Here is a 17,154-nt window from a genome sequence, read left to right on the forward strand (position 1 = left end):
TTCAGGTGGTCCACCAGACGGGCCAATGCAGGCAACGAGGAAGGTTCATACCAATGGCAGATTTCGGCGCATCATATGGCGAGATGGAAGCAATGGCCGGCAAGCTCAAGGACGCGAGAGAAGACATTCAGGGTCAACTTGATGTTCTCAAGAACTCGGTTGACACGCTTCTCGGCAACGACTTCAAGACGCAGCACGCCTCGGGCAAGTTCGGCGACGGCTACAACGAGCTCACAACCGGGCTCAAGAACGCGACCGATGGTCTCGGCGACATGGGCGACGCGCTCAAGGGCATGATGCAGGCGATCCAGGAGCTCGACCAGAAGCTCGCGGGCGCCTAAGACACGCTTAACGCGGAGGGCCAGCACACGCCGGCCCTCCGCCTTCTGTCTCAACGATCTCAAGCAGCGATTCTGCACTAGTGAAGGGTGTTCGCCGTGGGCGACGGAGTTCTCATTAAATACACTGAGCTTAAAGCCGTCGGTGATCATCTGAAGAACATTATTGAAGAGCTTAAAGAGGCGTCTAAGCGCTCCAACGGGTTGGAGGCTGCGATCGGCAATCCCTTCGGCCGAACCAAACTGCGCGAGGCTGCACAAGAGTTTGAAGACGGGTGGGATGACCGTCGCAAGGCTCTTCTCGAAGACATCGAAAAAGTCGAGCAACATGTTGTCGGCGTTCTCGAGGGCTTTGAAGAGTGGGATAAAGATACGTCCAAAGAGATGGAATCGGCTTCAGAATAGGCCGGATTACCCACTCGCTCGGGAGATAGAGAAAAGACATGGAAGCTTCCCCTCAAGGACGCGAGATCACGACGCTCGACGGCGACGCCGGAGCCATTGTGTCTCGCGCGAAGGACATCACGACACTCGGCGGCCAGATGATTTCATCGGCAGCGATTCTGAAAGACATTGCAGACGGCGCTGCCGGTCAGCAGGGTCTCGCCTTCGACAAGCTCCAAGAAGTTGTTGGCGATTGCTATGAGGAATTGAAGTTGGCCGGTGAACGCTACCGCCCAACAGGCTGGGTACTCAAAGATTACGGAACGGTCGTTGCGGAAGTTCAACCCCTCATCAAACGCGCGGTAGAAAACTGCGAGACCGAATGGGCCGCGTATCGATCGCGGTCTAACGAATTGGGTCTTGCGCAGATGCCCGTGGACACGCCGACGGTTTTTGTTCTGCCTGGTGAAGCTAGCCCCGATACGGAGCAAGCGCGTCAAGAGGGAATTGATACCGCGCGATCGCTAGCGAATTCCGCGTACGACGAGTGGGCCTCGGAAGCGCAGGCCTTCGATGCTTATTACGAAACGTGGGAAACTGCGTTCAATCAAGCCGCAGAGCTTATTGGTGATGCGACCGAAGGCGGAATCCAAGACTCCAATTGGGACGACCTCGACGGTGCCGTTGCTGGCGCTCTCGAAGTGCTCAAGTGGGTCGGCATTGCTCTCGCGGTTCTGGGTGTTATCGTCGGCGGTCCCTTCATCGCGGCCCTAGCAGCCATCGTCGCGATCGCGACACTTCTATTGACGATTTACGCTTTCTCTCGCGGAAATGCGAGTGTTCTCGACCTGGTCTTGGCCGGGGTCTCGGTCGTACCCTTCGGGAGCCTGGGAAAGCTATTTGGCGGAAATAAGCTGGGGTTCGTTGACGACATGGCGGGCGGCCTTCTTACCTCTGGAGGACGTGCGAATATCGTGGGTGACTTTCGGGCGATAAATTCAGGGTTCAACGCTGGTTTCGGATTCGCACAGGGCGGGGTTGCTAAGCAAGTTTTCGGCGGCCTTCGGGGTAGCTTTGCTAACTGGGCGACACACAACGGAAGCGGATTAGGCAACGTCATGTCTCGCTTCATGGCGGGAATAAGTTCCGATGCTCTTGAAAATCCCAACTTCATCGGGTCGGCCGTCGATGGTATGGACGGCTTGAGTCTTTTCAGCGGAGCTTTCGTTACACACCTGAGTCGAGCTGACCAAATTCTAGGCTTGTCGCCTCGTATCGAGTCCCCGTCTCTGGCCGAGCCATTGTGGGGGACTCCGACCCGGTGAGAACTTTGCTGACTGATAGTGTCGACCCGATAGCGGATGGAGAAGGTCCCCGATGATGGCGAATCTTAAGGCTGAGCTCCGAGGAGAAATACTCCCGAGCTTCACACTGCTTCTTCCCCTTGGCTGGGAACGACACGAGCCGAGCGATGTTGTCCGAGACGAGATGCTTGCCTCGGCGAAGCGGCGTCTGATGCAAGCTCACCGCCCGGACCTCTATGGGCAAACAGTGGCGCTCATGAAGCGACTTTTCTCTGAAATGCGTCGTGTTGAGACCGTCGCCTTTTTCGCCCCAGGTGACAGCGCTCCTGACAGTTCGCGACTCCCCGCCACCCTCACCGCATCGGTGAGACGTGGCCAGAATGGTGAGTCGCTTGACAACACCATTGCGGGCCTTATTCGTCGAGATGGTGCGACAGCGCTCGCCGATGACAAGCGGTTTCTCCGGTGGGAGCGAGATTCGATTGAGAGGATGGAGGGCACGCAAGTGGCAACGACTACGGTCGTTTACCTCACCCCAGTTCCCGACACCGGTCGAAAACGGGCGCTTCAATTCACTCTCGTGATCACCCACAACCCCGATGAAGTCGGTGACGAAGAATTCGTCTCCGCGCTTGGTGCCCTCTTCGACGCGCACCTTTCGACATTCTCATGGAGCGCTGCGTGAAGATTTCAGTGGATGTTGATACGGCGAGCTGGTTGGAACTGCCACGATTTGACGAGGGGGCGCCTGAAGCCAGCACATGGGAGGACGACGTCGTCGAGGGGATGAAAAAGGCCTGGCGCGGTGCGCTTGACGCCTCGAGCGAACACTTCGTACGTGAAGCGCTGCGTCACGGCCTCCGTCGAGTCTCTGACGACGACTCAGTCACGCTTCAGTACTGGCCAGACGCCTCGATCGTGAATGCAATAGTGCACATCGTTGCCTCGCCGTTCGCGCCCGGCGAGGAGAGAATGCTACAGCCTCTCGCGGACATGCCTTACGTGACTGAGCCGGTCGCCGTAGCGTTTGAAACGGACGCTCTTGGGGTCGGCATTGAAGCTCGCTATCTGACGACGGTGGGAGAAACGTCGACGATACGCGCGGGTGGGGTTAACTATTTGTTCCAAAACGACTACGGTTTCGTCGCCATAGGAGTCGACGCGACACTACCCAGCCTCATTGGCATTCTCTTGGATCCACTTCGTGAGATAGTTCGAAACATTCGAGTTGTTGACGATATCGAGACAAATTGGAATTTTGCGACGATAAGCGACTCCGATCTTTCCCCGCGCGGCGAAGATTGGTCGAGCGAAAGCCTAAAGCCTGTTTGACAGGAGGGCGCAGGGGGGCATGCATGCTTAGGCTGGGTTGTTTGCGAGCTCCCGTTCATTCGCCGACCTGTCGTACGCGAGGCTGGGTGCCACGCTAGTGAAACGAATGACTCGACGAAATTCATGGACATAAGTGTTCGAGGCGGCGTGAGACATCGTCAAATACCGTTATTCTTTTGGGGATGAGAATCTGATGACGGCATCTACCAGAGAGTCCGTTCTAGCGACGCAACTCGACCGCACTGAGTTTGCCTGACTACGTAAGCGTGCCCAGCACGCGGGAGGCGTTAAATGAATGCTCGTACGCTCGCCACACAGCTGCAGGACGGCTCAACGGTAAGTTGGGGCAAGCTGGAACGAGCTGCGTTCGATGAACACCTTTCGGTGCTCGACGGGCGTTTTGGTCGCGCCATAAGTAGTGACAATAAATTTACGTTTGTCATAGCTTTGGTCATTGGTATTGCGTTGGCGCTGGTTTACTTAGCGTGTTTTTTTTCACCGGTTTGGGGTCTTGCATCGGTGTACGACGGGATCATTGCGAGAGCCGCTGATGCCCCCGATCCAGAAACTGCCATCCCCCAAGCTGGGATTTTTTATAGCATCGCAGCTGTTTTGATGATCGTCAGCACGGGGCACTGGCTCATCTCAGGGCGGCCGCGCATGGGTTTCTATCAGATTCAAGCGGGTCTAGCACTGGTACCTGGCCTCACCACGGCCTTCGCAGTGATGAGACTGGGCTTGGAAAACGAAGTAGAAGATTGGGGATTGTGGATCCTTCCGATCGTTGTTGCTGTCGTTTTCGGAGCTCTATTTCTAATCCTCCACTACGTCGCCTCGCTCGAGCCGGCGGGCCCCGCGGAGCTCGAAGACAACGAAGCTGAACAGAATGCTGTGGAGCGCAAGGACCGCGTGCTGCTCGCGAGACGCCGAAAGCGTGTTGCTCGTCTCTCCGAAGCACAACGGTCGCAAATTCGCCGTGACCTCGCTGATTCATTCGCCGATCTAGCGGACCGAGGACTCATCACCGCTGACGAATCCCGCCTCGCCGGAGAGGTCGAACTGGGTGGTCTCGCGATCTTGGGTCCTCGCATAGCTAAAACCGAATAACAATCCGGCCGGGATCTGTTTTCCTTATCCCTTCCCTTGGCGAATCATGGACGATAGGGGGAGTGACCCTGTGACGGCGAGAGCGTTGGCATCTAAGGTGCAACCAGGTTCGAGAGTGCGTTGGGACAGGCTAGAGCGTGCCGCATTCGCCCGACATCCGTCGGTGTTGCAACCCGTTAAAAAATCCGGGGGATTCCTTACAAACAACTGGAATCTTATCTGGGGAATTCCGCTTACGATCGTCTATCTCGCGAGCTACTTTGCGCCAGTTTGGGGATTCGCAAATATCTCGAGTGGCGGCAGATTTGCGACCGCAGCACCTGACCCGAATCCCGCACGCGCCATACCCATAACCGGCATATTTTTTATTATTGAGATAGCGCTGCTTCTCGTCAGTTTGGGGCACTGGCTCGCGACTGGGCGCCGTAGAAACGGGTTTTATCAGGTGCAGGCCTGGCTCGCACTGGTGTTCGGTATTCTGAGCGCGATATCGGTGTCGAGCAAGGGCAATGCTGATCGCGTTGAGAATTGGCAATTCTGGTTGATGGTAATCGTTTCTTCCGTCGTGCTCGCAATCGTGGTCCTCATTTGGCACCTGGTGATAGACCTCGGACGCAGCGCCCGCAGGGAGTTGGGTTCGGTGTCGGCAGACGAAGCTTCGTTGCCGAATAATAAGGTCGCGCTCCTGAAGCTGCGCCGGCAAGCGATAAAGGAACTCTCTGAGAACGAACAGACGCAAATCCGGCACGATTTCGATGCCGCCATCGATGATCTGGAGCAGCGAGGATTGGTACCCAGCGATCAAGCGAATCGTGCTCGCAGTGTTGACCTCGGGGCGCTCGAAATGTTGATGACCCGGCCCCGATAGCCGTTTTCTCTCGGGCCGGGGCCCCGTCTGAACTCCGCGCGGGACGAGATACCCTGCGTTAGCATTGCTGCGAGTAGATAGCTGAGGAGGAATTTCTTATGAGCGTTGATGACGAGAACCAGTTCATCGTTCCACCTCCGGGGATGGTCCCTCCAGTAGAACTAGCGAAGCCAGCCGCCGCCGAAACCCACGAAGCTGCTGATCTCATCGACCTGCCGCCAGGGATCGTCGACTCTGGCGCTTATCGGATGGCCGTGACGAAGGCCGCACGACCTAGTCATTTAGATGCTGCGCCCGCGTTCTTTCCCGCTGGCGCACACATCACTCCCATCGCGGATGATTCCACGGCGCTCCCCGCATCGGTTGAGCTGGTCGATGCCGCTCCGCCCACGGAGCCCACGCGTGTCGTCAATGCTCCTGATACCCCCGACGACTCAGTAGCAGATGACGCCGTACCGTTCGATGCCATAGAAGAAGCGACGACGATTGCGCAGCAGCCTCGCAGTGCCCCCCACTGGTATCTTTCGGTGCCCCATGGGGATTCTGTTGTGGTTGAGCGCACTCTGTTGATAGGCCGCGACCCGTCAGAGAACACGGATTGGCCCGATGCCGCCCGATTGTCGGTCGTCGACCCGGAAAAATCAGTGTCGAAGACTCACGCTGCGTTGGAACTTACCGCGGACGGGCGATTGTTTGCCCACGACCTCCACTCGACCAACGGCGTCTATCTGCGGCATCCGGAATCAGCGGAAATACTGGTAGAGCCGAATCGCGCGCAGACCGTTCGGGTCGGGACTGAGCTGAGGTTGGGCCAGATACTGCTCATGATTGGTCAGCGCCAGGAGCCTTCTTGAGCCGCTAAATAGCCTGAGGGCATGGCTGCGCGGCGTAGACTAGAGAGATTGAGCCGCGCTTATTGCGGTGCGATCGTTGATTCGAAAGAGGTGCGCTATGGGCAAGACCCTGGCAGAGAAAGTGTGGGATGACCATCTGGTCGTTAAGGGTGCCGATGGCACGCCCGACCTTATCTACATTGATCTTCACCTTGTGCACGAAGTCACAAGCCCCCAAGCATTCGACGGACTGCGGATGGCCGGCCGCCCCGTTCGCCGCCCTGATCTCACGATCGCGACCGAAGACCACAACACCCCGACGCTCGCGATCCACAAGCCGATCGCTGACCTCACGAGTCGCACGCAGATTCAGACGCTGCGCAATAACGCCAAAGAGTTTGGAGTGCGCCTGCACTCGCTCGGCGACATCGAGCAGGGCATCGTTCACGTTGTCGGCCCGCAGCTCGGGCTGACAATGCCCGGCATCACCGTGGTCTGCGGCGACTCGCACACGAGCACCCACGGTGCCTTCGGTGCCATGGCATTCGGTATCGGCACGAGTGAAGTCGAGCACGTGCTCGCCACTCAAACTCTTCCGCTGAAAGCCTTCAAGACGATGGCGATCACCGTCGAGGGCGAGCTGCGCCCCGGCGTCACCGCGAAAGACATCATTCTTGCCGTCATCGCGCAGATTGGAACCGGCGGAGGCCAAGGTTACGTCCTCGAATTCCGCGGCAGCGCCATCCGCTCGCTCTCCATGGAGGGCCGCATGACGATCTGCAACATGTCGATCGAGGCTGGCGCTCGCGCCGGCATGATCGCGCCTGACCAGATCACCTACGACTACCTCAAGGGTCGCGCGCACGCTCCCGAAGGCGCCGACTGGGATGCCGCCGTTGAGTACTGGAACACCCTCGCCACCGACGATGATGCCGTCTTCGATGCCGAAGTCTTCCTCGATGCGAACACACTCGAGCCATTCGTCACGTGGGGAACTAACCCCGGCCAGGGCGTCTCGCTCAGCGAGAACGTTCCCGTGCCCGCTGACATCGCCGACCCCAACGAGCGTGCGTCAGCCGAGCGTGCCCTCGAATATATGGCGCTTGACGCTGGCATGGCGATGAAAGATATTGCCGTGGATGCCGTCTTCATGGGCTCGTGCACCAACAGCCGCATTGAAGATTTGCGAGCATTCGCGTCGATCATCAAGGGGCGCAAGAAGTCTGATCACGTGCGCGTCATGGTCGTTCCCGGGTCTGCCCGCGTTCGTATCGAGGCTGAAGCCGAAGGCATCGACAAGATTGTGGAAGAGTTCGGCGCCGAATGGCGCTTTGCGGGATGCTCAATGTGTCTCGGCATGAATCCCGACCAACTGGCTCCGGGAGAGCGTTGCGCTTCCACTAGTAATCGCAACTTCGAAGGTCGCCAAGGCAAGGGAGGGCGCACCCATCTGGTGTCGCCCCTCGTTGCCGCCGCAACCGCCATCCGCGGAACGCTTTCCAGCCCCTGGGATTTGGAGAACAGCCCGCTGCCCGAGCAGCTCGTTTCAGCCAGCACCACCGCAGAGGAGTCGCGCTAATGGACAAGATTACGACTATCCGTGGCAACGCTGTTCCGCTCAAGCGCAGCAACGTCGATACCGACCAGATCATCCCCGCCGAGTTTCTCAAGCGAGTAACGAAAACCGGCTTCGAAGACGCTCTCTTCTTCCGCTGGCGCCAAGACCCTGACTTCATCCTTAACCGTGAACCTTATAGCCACGGCAAGATTCTCATCGCAGGCTCAGACTTCGGCACCGGCTCTAGTCGGGAGCACGCCGTGTGGGCGCTTCGTGACTTCGGCTTCCAAGCCGTTCTCAGCTCGCGTTTTGGCGACATTTTCCGCGGAAACTCGGGCAAGCAGGGGCTTCTCGCCGCGCAGCTCGCCGAAGAAGATATCGAGACCTTGTGGGCGCTCGTAGAAGCCGACCCCGAACTCGAAATCACCGTCGATCTTGAGACCCGTTCGGTGTCTGCCGGTTCAGCACAGTTCTCTTTCGAGATTGATGATTACACTAGGTGGCGTTTGCTCGAAGGGCTCGATGACATCGGTCTCACTCTGAGAAACGAATCAGATATCACGGAGTTCGAAGGGCACCGAGAAGCATGGCGCCCGACAACCTTGCCAGCGAAGTAGAGGTAACGATGAATCCATTGGCTCAAGACGCAACAGCGGCAGCCAAGCGATCCGGACTGCATTCCAACCAAATCGTCATTAATGGTGGAAAGCCTCTTCGTGGACGCATCAACGTTCGCGGCGCGAAGAACCTCGCGACAAAAGCCATGGTGGCAGCACTTCTCGCTGACACCCCGAGTGTGCTCAAAGACGTTCCGGCCATTAGCGATGTTGGTGTTGTTACCGGAATGCTTGAGGCCTATGGCGTCACTGTCACTGAGACGGGCGACGGCGAGCTGACCCTCGACCCCAAGAATGTGCTCAAGGCACACTTCGCCAAAATTGATGCGCTCGCGGGCTCTAGCCGCATCCCGATCCTCTTCTGCGGACCGTTGCTGCACCGCCTCGGCGAAGCGTTGATTCCTGACCTCGGTGGATGCCGCATTGGTGACCGCCCTATCGACTTCCACCTGGATGCACTGCGTGCCTTTGGTGCCGTCGTCGACAAGAGCTATGAAGGCATCCGTCTCACCGCTCCTGACGGCCTCCACGGCGCTGACATCGATCTGCCGTACCCGAGCGTGGGAGCAACCGAACAAGTGTTGCTCACCGCCGTTCTCGCCAAGGGCGTCACCGAGCTCAAGGGCGCGGCTATCGAGCCCGAGATCATGGATCTCATCGCCATCTTGCAAAAGATGGGCGCGATCATCAATGTCGAGCCCAACCGCGTCATCTTCATTGAGGGCGTCGAGAAGCTCACCGGCTACAACCACCGCGCACTCTTCGACCGCAATGAGGCCGCAAGCTGGGCATCGGCAGCTCTCGCCACCGGCGGAGACATCTTCGTTGAGGGTGCGCTGCAGCAGGAACTCATGACGTTCTTGAACATCTTCCGCAAGGTGGGCGGCGCGTTCGATATTGCTGAAGACGGCATCCGCTTCTGGCATCCCGGTGGTGCGCTCAAGCCCGTTGTCATTGAAACCGATGTGCACCCGGGTTTCATGACGGATTGGCAGCAGCCCCTGATCGTTGCGCTCACTCAGGCCGAGGGTCGTTCCGTGGTTCACGAGACGGTGTACGAGAACCGTTTGGGCTTCACCTCAGCGCTCGTTGAGATGGGTGCAAATATCGAAGTCTTCGAAGCAGGAATTGAGTCGGTCAGTCGCCGCGTTCCTCGTCGCCCTCTGGAGCAAGCTGCCGTCATTATTGGCCCGACGCCACTGCATGGTGCGGATGTTGAGATCCCTGACCTTCGCGGTGGTTTCAGTCACCTCATTGCAGCGTTGACCGCTGATGGTCAGTCGACTGTCAGCAACATCGGGATTATTGCGCGCGGTTACGAACACTTCATCGACAAGCTTGAATCACTCGGTGCCGACTTCGTCTACGAAGGATAAGTCGCCGGTGTCATCTGGCTCTAATGGCCCCCGACGCGTTAAGTCTGAGAAGACTGCCGCGTTCCGTGTGCTCGCATTCTTGTTGCTTCCCACGATGACCGTCTTGGCGAAATTTAAGTTGCATGACTCACACAATGTGCCCGCCGAGGGTGCGTTTGTGATCTCTCCCAATCACTACAGCAACATCGATCCTGTCGTGATTGGTGTTGCCATGTGGAAGATTGGGCGGATGCCGCGCTACATGGCAAAAGCATCGCTGTTCAAAGTCCCCGTAGCGGGATGGCTGTTGAAGAAATCGGGCCAGGTTCCGGTCGAACGTGTTCCGCGCGGCCGGGAGAGTGGCGACCCGTTGAAGGCCGCCCGTCAGATTGCTGATCAGGGGCTTGCTGTGGTGGTGTATCCGGAAGGTTCGCTAACGCGGGAGCCCGATATGTGGCCCATGCGAGGAAAGCACGGTGCTGTGCGCACCGCGCTCGAGGCCGGCATCCCGTTGATTCCGGCGGCGAGTTGGGGCGCCCAAGAAATTCTGCCCCGCTATTCAAAACGTATTAGTGTTTTTCCCCGAAAGACTGTTCACGTTCGTTTTGGTGAACCCCTAGATTTGTCTGAGTTCGAAGGCAGAAATCTGGATTCGCGATTGCTCGCTGAGGTAACGGAGAAACTCATGACTGCCATCACGTCGCTGCTCGAAGAAATTCGGGGAGAAACTGCTCCCGCTGCGCGGTACAACCCCGCAGACCATGGTCAGAGCGAGACCGGCCGATTCGAGAGCAAGTAACGTGCTGAGCGGTAGCGCCGGAGCGCCAGAAACCCCTCGTCGCGTCGCCGTTCTTGGTGCGGGCTCCTGGGGCACCACTTTCTCCAAGATTTTGGCCGACGGCGGCAACGATGTTGCGCTCTGGGCTCGCCGCCCCGAGTTGGCCCGCGAGATCACGCAGTCCAAGCGCAATAGCGACTATCTTCCAGGCATCAACCTCCCGCGCTCGTTGTGGTCCAGCGACAAGCTGCATGAAGTTCTGGATGGCGCCGAGCAGGTGTACCTCTCGGTTCCGGCGCAGTCGCTGCGGGAGAATCTGCGCATCGTGCGCGAACTCATCCCCGAAAACGCCATTATCGTCTCGCTCATGAAGGGTGTCGAAAAGGGCACCGGAGCGCGGATGAGCGAAGTGATTCTGCAAGAACTCGGCGTCGATCCGAATCGTGTTGCCGTGGCATCCGGCCCCAATCTGGCTCTGGAGATTGCCAAGGAGCAACCGACCGCAGCGGTTATGAGCAGCGCAAGCCTCGAAACCGCCACCGCCGTCGCGGTCACGGCCCGCAACCGCTACTTCCGTTCCTTCGTGAATACCGATGTCATCGGTACCGAATTTGGCGGAGTGCTCAAGAACCTCATCGCTGTGGCGATCGGAATCGTGGATGGTGTTGGCTACGGCGAGAACACCAAGGCGTCGATCATTACTCGAGGCCTCGCTGAGATGACAGACTTCTCCGTCGCCTTCGGCGCCCGACCCGAAACGCTCGCGGGGCTTGCAGGCCTGGGCGACCTCATCGCAACGTGCGAGTCATCGCTCTCGCGCAACAACACTGCCGGTCGACTTCTCGGCCAGGGCTACAGCTTCTCTGAAGTCATCAAGCAGATGAACCAGACCGCTGAAGGCCTTTCCTCGGTGGCACCTATCCTTGAGCTTGCCCTTTCCAAAGGCGTTGATATGCCCATCGCGAGCCAAGTAGCTGAAGTCTTGGCTGGCACGCTCGCCCCGCGCGATATCGCCCCACATTTGACCACAGACGACCTTCCTCAGGGGGAGTAAACGATGACGGCCCAGCCCACAACAACCGTGGTTTTGCTGTTCGGTGGTCGTTCTTCGGAACACAGCATTAGCTGCGCAACCGCCGGTGGCGTTCTTTCGGCGATCGACCGCGACAAGTACACGGTCATCCCGGTCGGCATCACACGCGAGGGTGCCTTCACTCTCCAACCCGACGACGCAGAGATGTTTCGGCTTAACCCCGACGCGATGCCCGAGGTGGTCGACAACGGCACGCGAGTGCACTGGCCGGAATCAGCTGCCACAAACGAGCTGACGATCACGGATGCCGATGGCACCACGCGCAGCCTCGGTGATGTTGATGTGGTGTTCCCCATCCTGCACGGCCCATTCGGTGAAGACGGAACAGTGCAAGGACTCATCGAGCTCACCGGTCTGCCGTATGTCGGCAACGGCGTGCTGGCGTCCGCTATGGGCATGAACAAGCACTTCACGAAGCTCGCCCTTGAGGCGGCTGGCGTTGCAGTGGCCCCCTGGGTGACGGTGTCGGCGCAGCAGTGGCAACGCACTCCGGATGTGTGGCGTCAGCGCGCATCCAGCCTCGGTTTCCCTGTCTTTGTAAAGCCTGCACGCGCAGGGTCCTCGGTCGGAGTGACCAAGGTCTCGAGCGCCGAAGAGCTAGATGCTGCTTTTGCGACCGCCTTTGCCGAAGACTCGACAGCGCTTGTTGAACAGGCGATGACGGGCCGCGAGATTGAGTGCGGCGTGCTCTCGGGCCGCGACGGTGGCGAAACTCGCGTGAGTGTCGCCGGTGAGATCGTGGTGACCGGCCGCGACTTCTACGATTTCGACGCCAAGTATCTCGACGTCTCTGCCGCCGAACTGATTTGCCCAGCACCTCTGCGAGATGGCGAACTGTGGCAAATGCAGCGCACCGCTGCGCGCGCCTTCGAATCCATCGGCGGAGCGGGGCTCGCCCGAGTCGACTTCTTCTTTGACGGCACCGAATTTGTGGTCAACGAAATCAATACGTTGCCTGGCTTTACACCGATCTCGATGTTCCCCAAGTGCTGGGCTGCAAGCGGCATGAGCTACCCCGAATTGATCAACGAACTCATCGAGATCGGGTTGGAAACCGTTCGCTAACGCGAGCTATTCGGATTCGTCGTCGCTGGGTTCAGCGGTCTCGCTCGGCGCAATGGTGTCGGAGAATCCGACGCAGAAGCGGTCGGCTGGCACCTGACTGACGGCGCCAGCAAGCTGGCTGAGAGCATCAAAGCCCGAGACCTCGTCGCCATCGACGTCGGGGTCACCATCGCTATCGACGATTACCTGTACGGCGGGATCGCGGCCGTACGAGGTAAAGACGTAGTTGGGGGCGTCGCTGTCATCGCGCAGCCAGTCGATGCCATCTTCCGGGGCAGTAACGCAGGCGAGTTCGGCGGTGGGATCGGGCACTGCTACGCCACAGCGCAATAAGATCATGGCCGGTTCGCCCCACGCTCCCGTGCCCTGAGCATTGGTTTCGCGCTTGTCGAGACCCGCGACAGTGTCGGGGAGGCGCACGATGACGTCGGCGCAGGAAGGGTTGGCCGCATCATCCGCCGGCTCGAGCGGAACGATTGCCGCGCATCCGCCCAGCGTTGCCAGCAGAGGAACTATCGCGAGCATCGCGATTATGGGGGTGCGGGTCGTCGTTCTCATCGCCTTCAGGCTACCGTGAGTTCATGATGATTGACCGCGCGAGCGAGACCCTTGACACTCTCGGCGGCGTGGGTGAGCTTGCCGCGCTGAAGCGCATCTTTCCGCGACTGCCTTCTGCTGCGGCAGAGCTTCTCGGGCCGGGCGATGACTCTGCCGTGTTGGCAACGCCAGACAAGCGTGTCGTGATCACGACCGACATGATGATCCATGGCCCTGACTTTCGGCTCGCGTGGTCGTCTCCGTACGATCTCGGCTGGAAAGCAGCTGCCACAAACCTCTCGGATATCGCGGCGATGGGCGCGGTGCCCACGGGCCTGGTTGTGGCGATTGCTGCCCCCAACGACACCCCTGTCTCGGCGCTTGAAGCAATCGCCGACGGGCTCCGCGAGGGCTGCGACACGCTCGCTCCGGGAAGCGGAGTAATCGGCGGTGACCTCTCGGTGTCCACAGTGCTCACGATTGTCATCACGGCCTTTGGCGATCTCGAAGGGCGCGCCCCGGTTCTGCGTTCTGGTGCCCAGATCGGGGACATTATTGCGGTCTCGGGCACGCTCGGCCTCGCGGCGGAGGGCCTGCGGTTGTTGTTCCGCGAGGGCGTCGCTGATGGCGAACCGGATGCCGCAGCCGCCGCAGCCCTCGCGACAACGCATCCCGATGCCATCGCCGCCCAACTCAGGCCAACACCCCCGATCGCGGACGGCAAAGCCGCCGCTCTCGGAGGAGCCACGGCCATGCTCGACCTGAGCGACGGGCTCGCGATTGATGCTCGCCGCGTTGCCACCGCTAGTGGCGTTGGGCTTGATTTGTCATCCGAAGCGGTGGGTGGTCGGGCGCAGCTCGACGGTGGGGAAGACCACTCATTGCTCGCGACGTTTCCTGAAGCGACTCCACTGCCAGCGGGCTTCCGCGCTATCGGTCGCGTCGTCGAGGGCGAGGGCGTGCTTGTTGATGGCGTTGCGTACACCGAACGTGGCGGCTGGGATCCCTATGCGGGCTGGGACGGCGCCGTCGGCTGATCGCCGAAGTGCCGGCAGGCTATGCCTCCGTCGGCTGAACCCAGTAGAGCGTGGTGTCGCCGTAGTCTTTGCGACGGTCGAGTTCGAGCCCAGCGGGCCATTCCGGTTCGGGGTCGCGAGAACTGCGTTCCACGATCACGACCGCGTCGGGGCTGAGCTGGTTGGCGAGCAGTTCGAGCGCCACGAGCAGTTCACCGTTGCCGAGTTCGTAGGGCGGGTCGATGAAGACGAGATCCCACTGATCACCGGATGTCTCTAAGAAGGTGTGCACGGCGCGAGCGGCGGTCAGAATGATCGGCTTTGAGCCGCGCGGAGCCTTTGCCGCGATGAGGGTCGCGTTCTTGCGGCAGGTGGCTGCGGCGCGAGCGTTGTTCTCGACGAGGGTGACGTGGGGTGCGCCGCGCGAGGCGGATTCGAGCCCGAGCGCTCCGGTGCCGGCGTAGAGGTCGAGCACGCGGGCGCCCTCGATGGCGTCGCGGGCTTCGAGCGCCGAGAAGATCGCTTCGCGCAGGCGGTCGCTGGTGGGCCGTGTGCCCGCGCTCGGGACGGCAATGGTGAGGGAGCCGGCGTATCCGGCGATGATGCGTGTCATAGCATTCCGAGCCTAGCCGTCTGAAGAACGCCAGTGGTCCCCGGTACTCTTCTAGGGTGACCTCGCCCCTTGACCAGAAGCTCAGCGCCGTCTTGGGCGGGCGCACCGCTACTTCGATGCAGCGCGGTCTTGGCCTGCTCACGGTCGGCGATCTGATGACCCACTATCCGCGGCGGTACGCGAGACGGGGCGAACTCACTGCGCTGGCTCAATTGCCGTTGGATGAGGCAGTGACGATCGTGGCCGAAGTGCGCGAAGTGCGCAATCGTCCGATGCGCAACAAGCGCGGCTCGATTCTTGAGGTGTCGATCAGCGACGGCACGGGCATCCTGACTCTCACGTTCTTCAATCAGGCTTGGCGTGCCAATGAGTTGACGCCGGGGGTGCGCGGAATCTTTGCGGGCAAGGTCGGCCAATATCGCGGCACACGTCAGCTCGCGCACCCCGACTACGAACTCTTCGACCGGGATGCTCTTGAGCTCAAGAAGCCCGAGCAGGCCAAGTCGTGGGCCGAGCAGCCGATCCCCATTTATCCGGCGACGTCCACGGTCGCGAGTTGGCAAATTCAGAAAGCCGTCGAGGTTGTGCTCGATACGCTTGGCCCGCTTGATGACCCGGTTCCGGATGCCGTTCGTCGCGAACGCGAGTTACTTCCGTTTGCGAAGGCGCTTGAGCAGGTGCACCGCCCGAAGGTTGACTCGGACTGGCGGGCAGCTCGCGACACCCTGCGTTTTCAGGAAGCATTCGTTCTGCAGTCGGCGCTTCTGCAACAGCGTCAGAAGCAGCGCGAATCTGAAGCCATCGCACGCACGGCCGGCCCACTGCTCGAAGGCTTCGACGCAGCGTTGCCGTTCACTCTCACGGGTGATCAGCACACCGTGGGGGAGGAAATCTTCCACGACATGGCGCAGCCGGTTCCGATGAATCGACTCGTGCAGGGTGAGGTGGGTTCCGGTAAGACTCTGGTCGCGCTGCGGGCGATGCTCGCGGTCGCGCAGTCGGGTGGGCAATCAGCGTTGCTGGCTCCCACTGAGGTTTTGGCGCATCAACATTTCCGTTCGATCATCCGCACGCTGGGCCCCGATCTCGCGGCCGAACTGCGCCCGACCCTCATCACGGGCCAGCTGCCGACAGCAGAGCGCAAGAAGGCGCTGCTGGCGACCGTGTCGGGGGCGTCTCGCATCGTGATCGGCACGCACGCCCTCCTGGGCGACGCGGTCACGTTTGTCGATCTCGGTCTCGTCGTCGTTGATGAGCAGCACCGTTTTGGCGTCGACCAGCGCGAAGCGCTACGGCTCAAGGGCGCGAAGCCTCCCCACGTTCTCGTGCTCACGGCAACGCCCATCCCGCGTACGGTCGCGATGACCGTGTTCGGTGACCTCGATATTTCGTCGATCGCTGAGTTGCCCGCTGGCCGTCAGCCCATCAGCAGCCACGTCGTGCCGCTCGCCGAGAAACCGGGCTGGGTGTCGCGCGTCTGGCAACGGCTGGCAGAAGAACTCGCCATCGGTCGCCAGGGCTTCGTCGTGTGCCCCGCCATCGACGCCAAGACTGAAGAGCCCGGCAGCGAGCCGACGCCCGCTGTCTCCGATGACCCGGATGCCGGACCACCGCGCCCGATCGCCAACGTGACCGAGGTGCTGGCGTCGCTCCGCAGCAACGAGGTTCTCGCGGGCAAACGGATTGAGGCGCTCCACGGCAAGCTCTCGAGCGAGGAGAAAGACGAGCTCATGCGCGCCTTCGCCGCGGGCGACATCGATGTGCTCGTGGCGACAACAGTCATCGAGGTTGGTGTCGACGTACCCAACGCCTCGGTGATGGTGGTGCTCGACGCTGATCGTTTCGGGGTCTCTCAGTTGCACCAGTTGCGCGGCCGGGTTGGTCGAGGTGGCGTTCCGGGGCTGTGCCTGTTCGTCACGGCAGCCGAGGTGGAGTCGTTGGCACGCGAACGCGTCGAGGCTGTGGCATCCACTCTCGATGGTTTCGAACTCGCCAACAAAGACCTCGAACTGCGCCGCGAAGGCGATGTGCTTGGCGGCGTGCAGTCGGGTGGGCGTTCGAGCCTCAAGCTGCTGCGAGTTGCCAACGATGGTCAACTCATCACCGAAGCGCGCGAGGCGGCTCAGGCGCTGTTGGTCGCAGACCCGACCTTGGCGGAGCATCCGGCGCTCGCCGAAGCACTCAAGCGTCGTCTTGACGAAAGTGCCGAAGCGTTCCTCGGCAAGAACTAGCGCTTCCGCTCGCAAGCTTGCGCGCTCGAACGCCGGCCCGCGGCAGGCAGCGCTCCCACCGCGCACTTTGCTGTGTTGCGCCAGATTTCCCCACACAGCGAACTCCCACGCGCCAATGAGCACCG

Annotated in this window: 18 protein-coding genes; 16 read left to right on the top strand and 2 right to left on the bottom strand. The window is 60.3% G+C overall.

Translation table 11 applies throughout. From position 1 onward, the window contains the following. Positions 1-53: 53 nt before the first annotated feature. The 14 genes from I6E60_RS05895 to I6E60_RS05960 all read left to right on the top strand — a co-directional run bounded on the left by I6E60_RS05895 (position 54) and on the right by I6E60_RS05960 (position 12,632). A complete protein-coding gene (locus I6E60_RS05895) occupies positions 54-341 on the top strand; it encodes a WXG100 family type VII secretion target (protein ID WP_197179274.1) in 288 nt (95 codons plus the stop codon). A gap of 96 nt (positions 342-437) precedes the next feature. Continuing rightward, the gene (locus I6E60_RS05900; protein WP_197131390.1) at positions 438-743 is read left to right on the top strand and encodes a hypothetical protein; all 306 of its coding nucleotides are present in this window, start codon (positions 438-440) and stop codon (positions 741-743) included. Positions 744-781: 38 nt separating this feature from the next. Continuing rightward, the gene (locus I6E60_RS05905; RefSeq protein ID WP_197131393.1) at positions 782-2,047 is read left to right on the top strand and encodes a hypothetical protein; all 1,266 of its coding nucleotides are present in this window, start codon (positions 782-784) and stop codon (positions 2,045-2,047) included. Positions 2,048-2,099: 52 nt separating this feature from the next. Then, positions 2,100-2,711, top strand: coding sequence for a hypothetical protein (locus tag I6E60_RS05910; RefSeq protein ID WP_197179275.1), 612 nt, complete (start codon positions 2,100-2,102; stop codon positions 2,709-2,711). Beyond that, entirely contained in the window at positions 2,708-3,358 is a 651-nt protein-coding gene (locus tag I6E60_RS05915; RefSeq protein ID WP_197131399.1) for a hypothetical protein, read from the top strand. Before I6E60_RS05910 ends, I6E60_RS05915 begins: the two co-directional genes overlap by 4 nt. Positions 3,359-3,649: 291 nt before the next feature. Beyond that, entirely contained in the window at positions 3,650-4,465 is an 816-nt protein-coding gene (locus tag I6E60_RS05920) for a hypothetical protein (RefSeq protein WP_197179276.1), read from the top strand. Between the two features lie 163 nt (positions 4,466-4,628). Then, positions 4,629-5,333, top strand: coding sequence for a hypothetical protein (locus I6E60_RS05925; protein ID WP_197179277.1), 705 nt, complete (start codon positions 4,629-4,631; stop codon positions 5,331-5,333). A 98-nt stretch (positions 5,334-5,431) separates the two neighbouring features. Continuing rightward, complete coding sequence (locus I6E60_RS05930) at positions 5,432-6,187, top strand: FHA domain-containing protein (protein WP_197179280.1); 756 nt, start codon at positions 5,432-5,434, stop codon at positions 6,185-6,187. A 97-nt stretch (positions 6,188-6,284) separates the two neighbouring features. Then, the gene (leuC, locus tag I6E60_RS05935; protein ID WP_197179282.1) at positions 6,285-7,745 is read left to right on the top strand and encodes a 3-isopropylmalate dehydratase large subunit; all 1,461 of its coding nucleotides are present in this window, start codon (positions 6,285-6,287) and stop codon (positions 7,743-7,745) included. Continuing rightward, positions 7,745-8,341, top strand: coding sequence for a 3-isopropylmalate dehydratase small subunit (gene leuD, locus I6E60_RS05940; protein WP_197123937.1), 597 nt, complete (start codon positions 7,745-7,747; stop codon positions 8,339-8,341). The genes leuC and leuD overlap by 1 nt, the downstream gene beginning before the upstream one ends. An 8-nt stretch (positions 8,342-8,349) precedes the next feature. Continuing rightward, positions 8,350-9,717, top strand: coding sequence for a UDP-N-acetylglucosamine 1-carboxyvinyltransferase (gene murA, locus I6E60_RS05945; protein WP_197125193.1), 1,368 nt, complete (start codon positions 8,350-8,352; stop codon positions 9,715-9,717). 7 nt (positions 9,718-9,724) lie between these two features. Next, positions 9,725-10,495 carry a lysophospholipid acyltransferase family protein gene (locus tag I6E60_RS05950; protein WP_307784395.1) on the top strand — a complete coding sequence of 257 codons (771 nt, stop codon included), beginning with the start codon at positions 9,725-9,727 and terminating at the stop codon, positions 10,493-10,495. A 1-nt stretch (position 10,496) separates the two neighbouring features. Continuing rightward, entirely contained in the window at positions 10,497-11,528 is a 1,032-nt protein-coding gene (locus I6E60_RS05955) for an NAD(P)H-dependent glycerol-3-phosphate dehydrogenase (protein WP_197123940.1), read from the top strand. Between the two features lie 3 nt (positions 11,529-11,531). Next, positions 11,532-12,632 (top strand): D-alanine--D-alanine ligase family protein, encoded by a 1,101-nt coding sequence (locus tag I6E60_RS05960; RefSeq protein WP_197123942.1) that lies wholly within the window; start codon positions 11,532-11,534, stop codon positions 12,630-12,632. Between the two features lie 6 nt (positions 12,633-12,638). On the opposite strand, the gene I6E60_RS05965 is transcribed toward I6E60_RS05960, so the two are convergent. Next, the gene (locus tag I6E60_RS05965; protein ID WP_197155011.1) at positions 12,639-13,190 is read right to left on the bottom strand and encodes a DUF3515 family protein; all 552 of its coding nucleotides are present in this window, start codon (positions 13,188-13,190) and stop codon (positions 12,639-12,641) included. A gap of 26 nt (positions 13,191-13,216) precedes the next feature. On the opposite strand from I6E60_RS05965, the gene thiL reads away from it, so the two are divergent. After that, positions 13,217-14,206 carry a thiamine-phosphate kinase gene (gene thiL, locus I6E60_RS05970; protein WP_374189215.1) on the top strand — a complete coding sequence of 330 codons (990 nt, stop codon included), beginning with the start codon at positions 13,217-13,219 and terminating at the stop codon, positions 14,204-14,206. 19 nt (positions 14,207-14,225) lie between these two features. Here the strand turns inward: thiL and rsmD are convergent, their stop codons facing one another. Then, positions 14,226-14,798: a 16S rRNA (guanine(966)-N(2))-methyltransferase RsmD gene (gene rsmD, locus I6E60_RS05975; protein WP_197179286.1), complete on the bottom strand. Its 573-nt coding sequence runs from the start codon at positions 14,796-14,798 to the stop codon at positions 14,226-14,228. 116 nt (positions 14,799-14,914) lie between these two features. On the opposite strand from rsmD, the gene I6E60_RS05980 reads away from it, so the two are divergent. Continuing rightward, positions 14,915-17,029 (top strand): ATP-dependent DNA helicase RecG, encoded by a 2,115-nt coding sequence (locus I6E60_RS05980; RefSeq protein WP_231601352.1) that lies wholly within the window; start codon positions 14,915-14,917, stop codon positions 17,027-17,029. Positions 17,030-17,154: the final 125 nt, after the last annotated feature.

Origin of the sequence: Salinibacterium sp. SWN167, from assembly GCF_015864665.1 — a bacterium.
Classification (GTDB): domain Bacteria; phylum Actinomycetota; class Actinomycetes; order Actinomycetales; family Microbacteriaceae; genus Rhodoglobus.

Coding starts and splice junctions, on each gene's coding strand:
- I6E60_RS05895 (WP_197179274.1), top strand. CDS start 54: ATGGCAGATTTCGGCGCATCATATGGCGAGATGGAAGCAATGGCCGGC.
- I6E60_RS05905 (WP_197131393.1), top strand. CDS start 782: ATGGAAGCTTCCCCTCAAGGACGCGAGATCACGACGCTCGACGGCGAC.
- I6E60_RS05910 (WP_197179275.1), top strand. CDS start 2,100: ATGATGGCGAATCTTAAGGCTGAGCTCCGAGGAGAAATACTCCCGAGC.
- I6E60_RS05920 (WP_197179276.1), top strand. CDS start 3,650: ATGAATGCTCGTACGCTCGCCACACAGCTGCAGGACGGCTCAACGGTA.
- I6E60_RS05930 (WP_197179280.1), top strand. CDS start 5,432: ATGAGCGTTGATGACGAGAACCAGTTCATCGTTCCACCTCCGGGGATG.
- leuC (WP_197179282.1), top strand. CDS start 6,285: ATGGGCAAGACCCTGGCAGAGAAAGTGTGGGATGACCATCTGGTCGTT.
- leuD (WP_197123937.1), top strand. CDS start 7,745: ATGGACAAGATTACGACTATCCGTGGCAACGCTGTTCCGCTCAAGCGC.
- murA (WP_197125193.1), top strand. CDS start 8,350: ATGAATCCATTGGCTCAAGACGCAACAGCGGCAGCCAAGCGATCCGGA.
- I6E60_RS05960 (WP_197123942.1), top strand. CDS start 11,532: ATGACGGCCCAGCCCACAACAACCGTGGTTTTGCTGTTCGGTGGTCGT.
- I6E60_RS05965 (WP_197155011.1), bottom strand. CDS start 13,190: ATGAGAACGACGACCCGCACCCCCATAATCGCGATGCTCGCGATAGTT.
- thiL (WP_374189215.1), top strand. CDS start 13,217: ATGATTGACCGCGCGAGCGAGACCCTTGACACTCTCGGCGGCGTGGGT.
- rsmD (WP_197179286.1), bottom strand. CDS start 14,798: ATGACACGCATCATCGCCGGATACGCCGGCTCCCTCACCATTGCCGTC.
- I6E60_RS05980 (WP_231601352.1), top strand. CDS start 14,915: ATGCAGCGCGGTCTTGGCCTGCTCACGGTCGGCGATCTGATGACCCAC.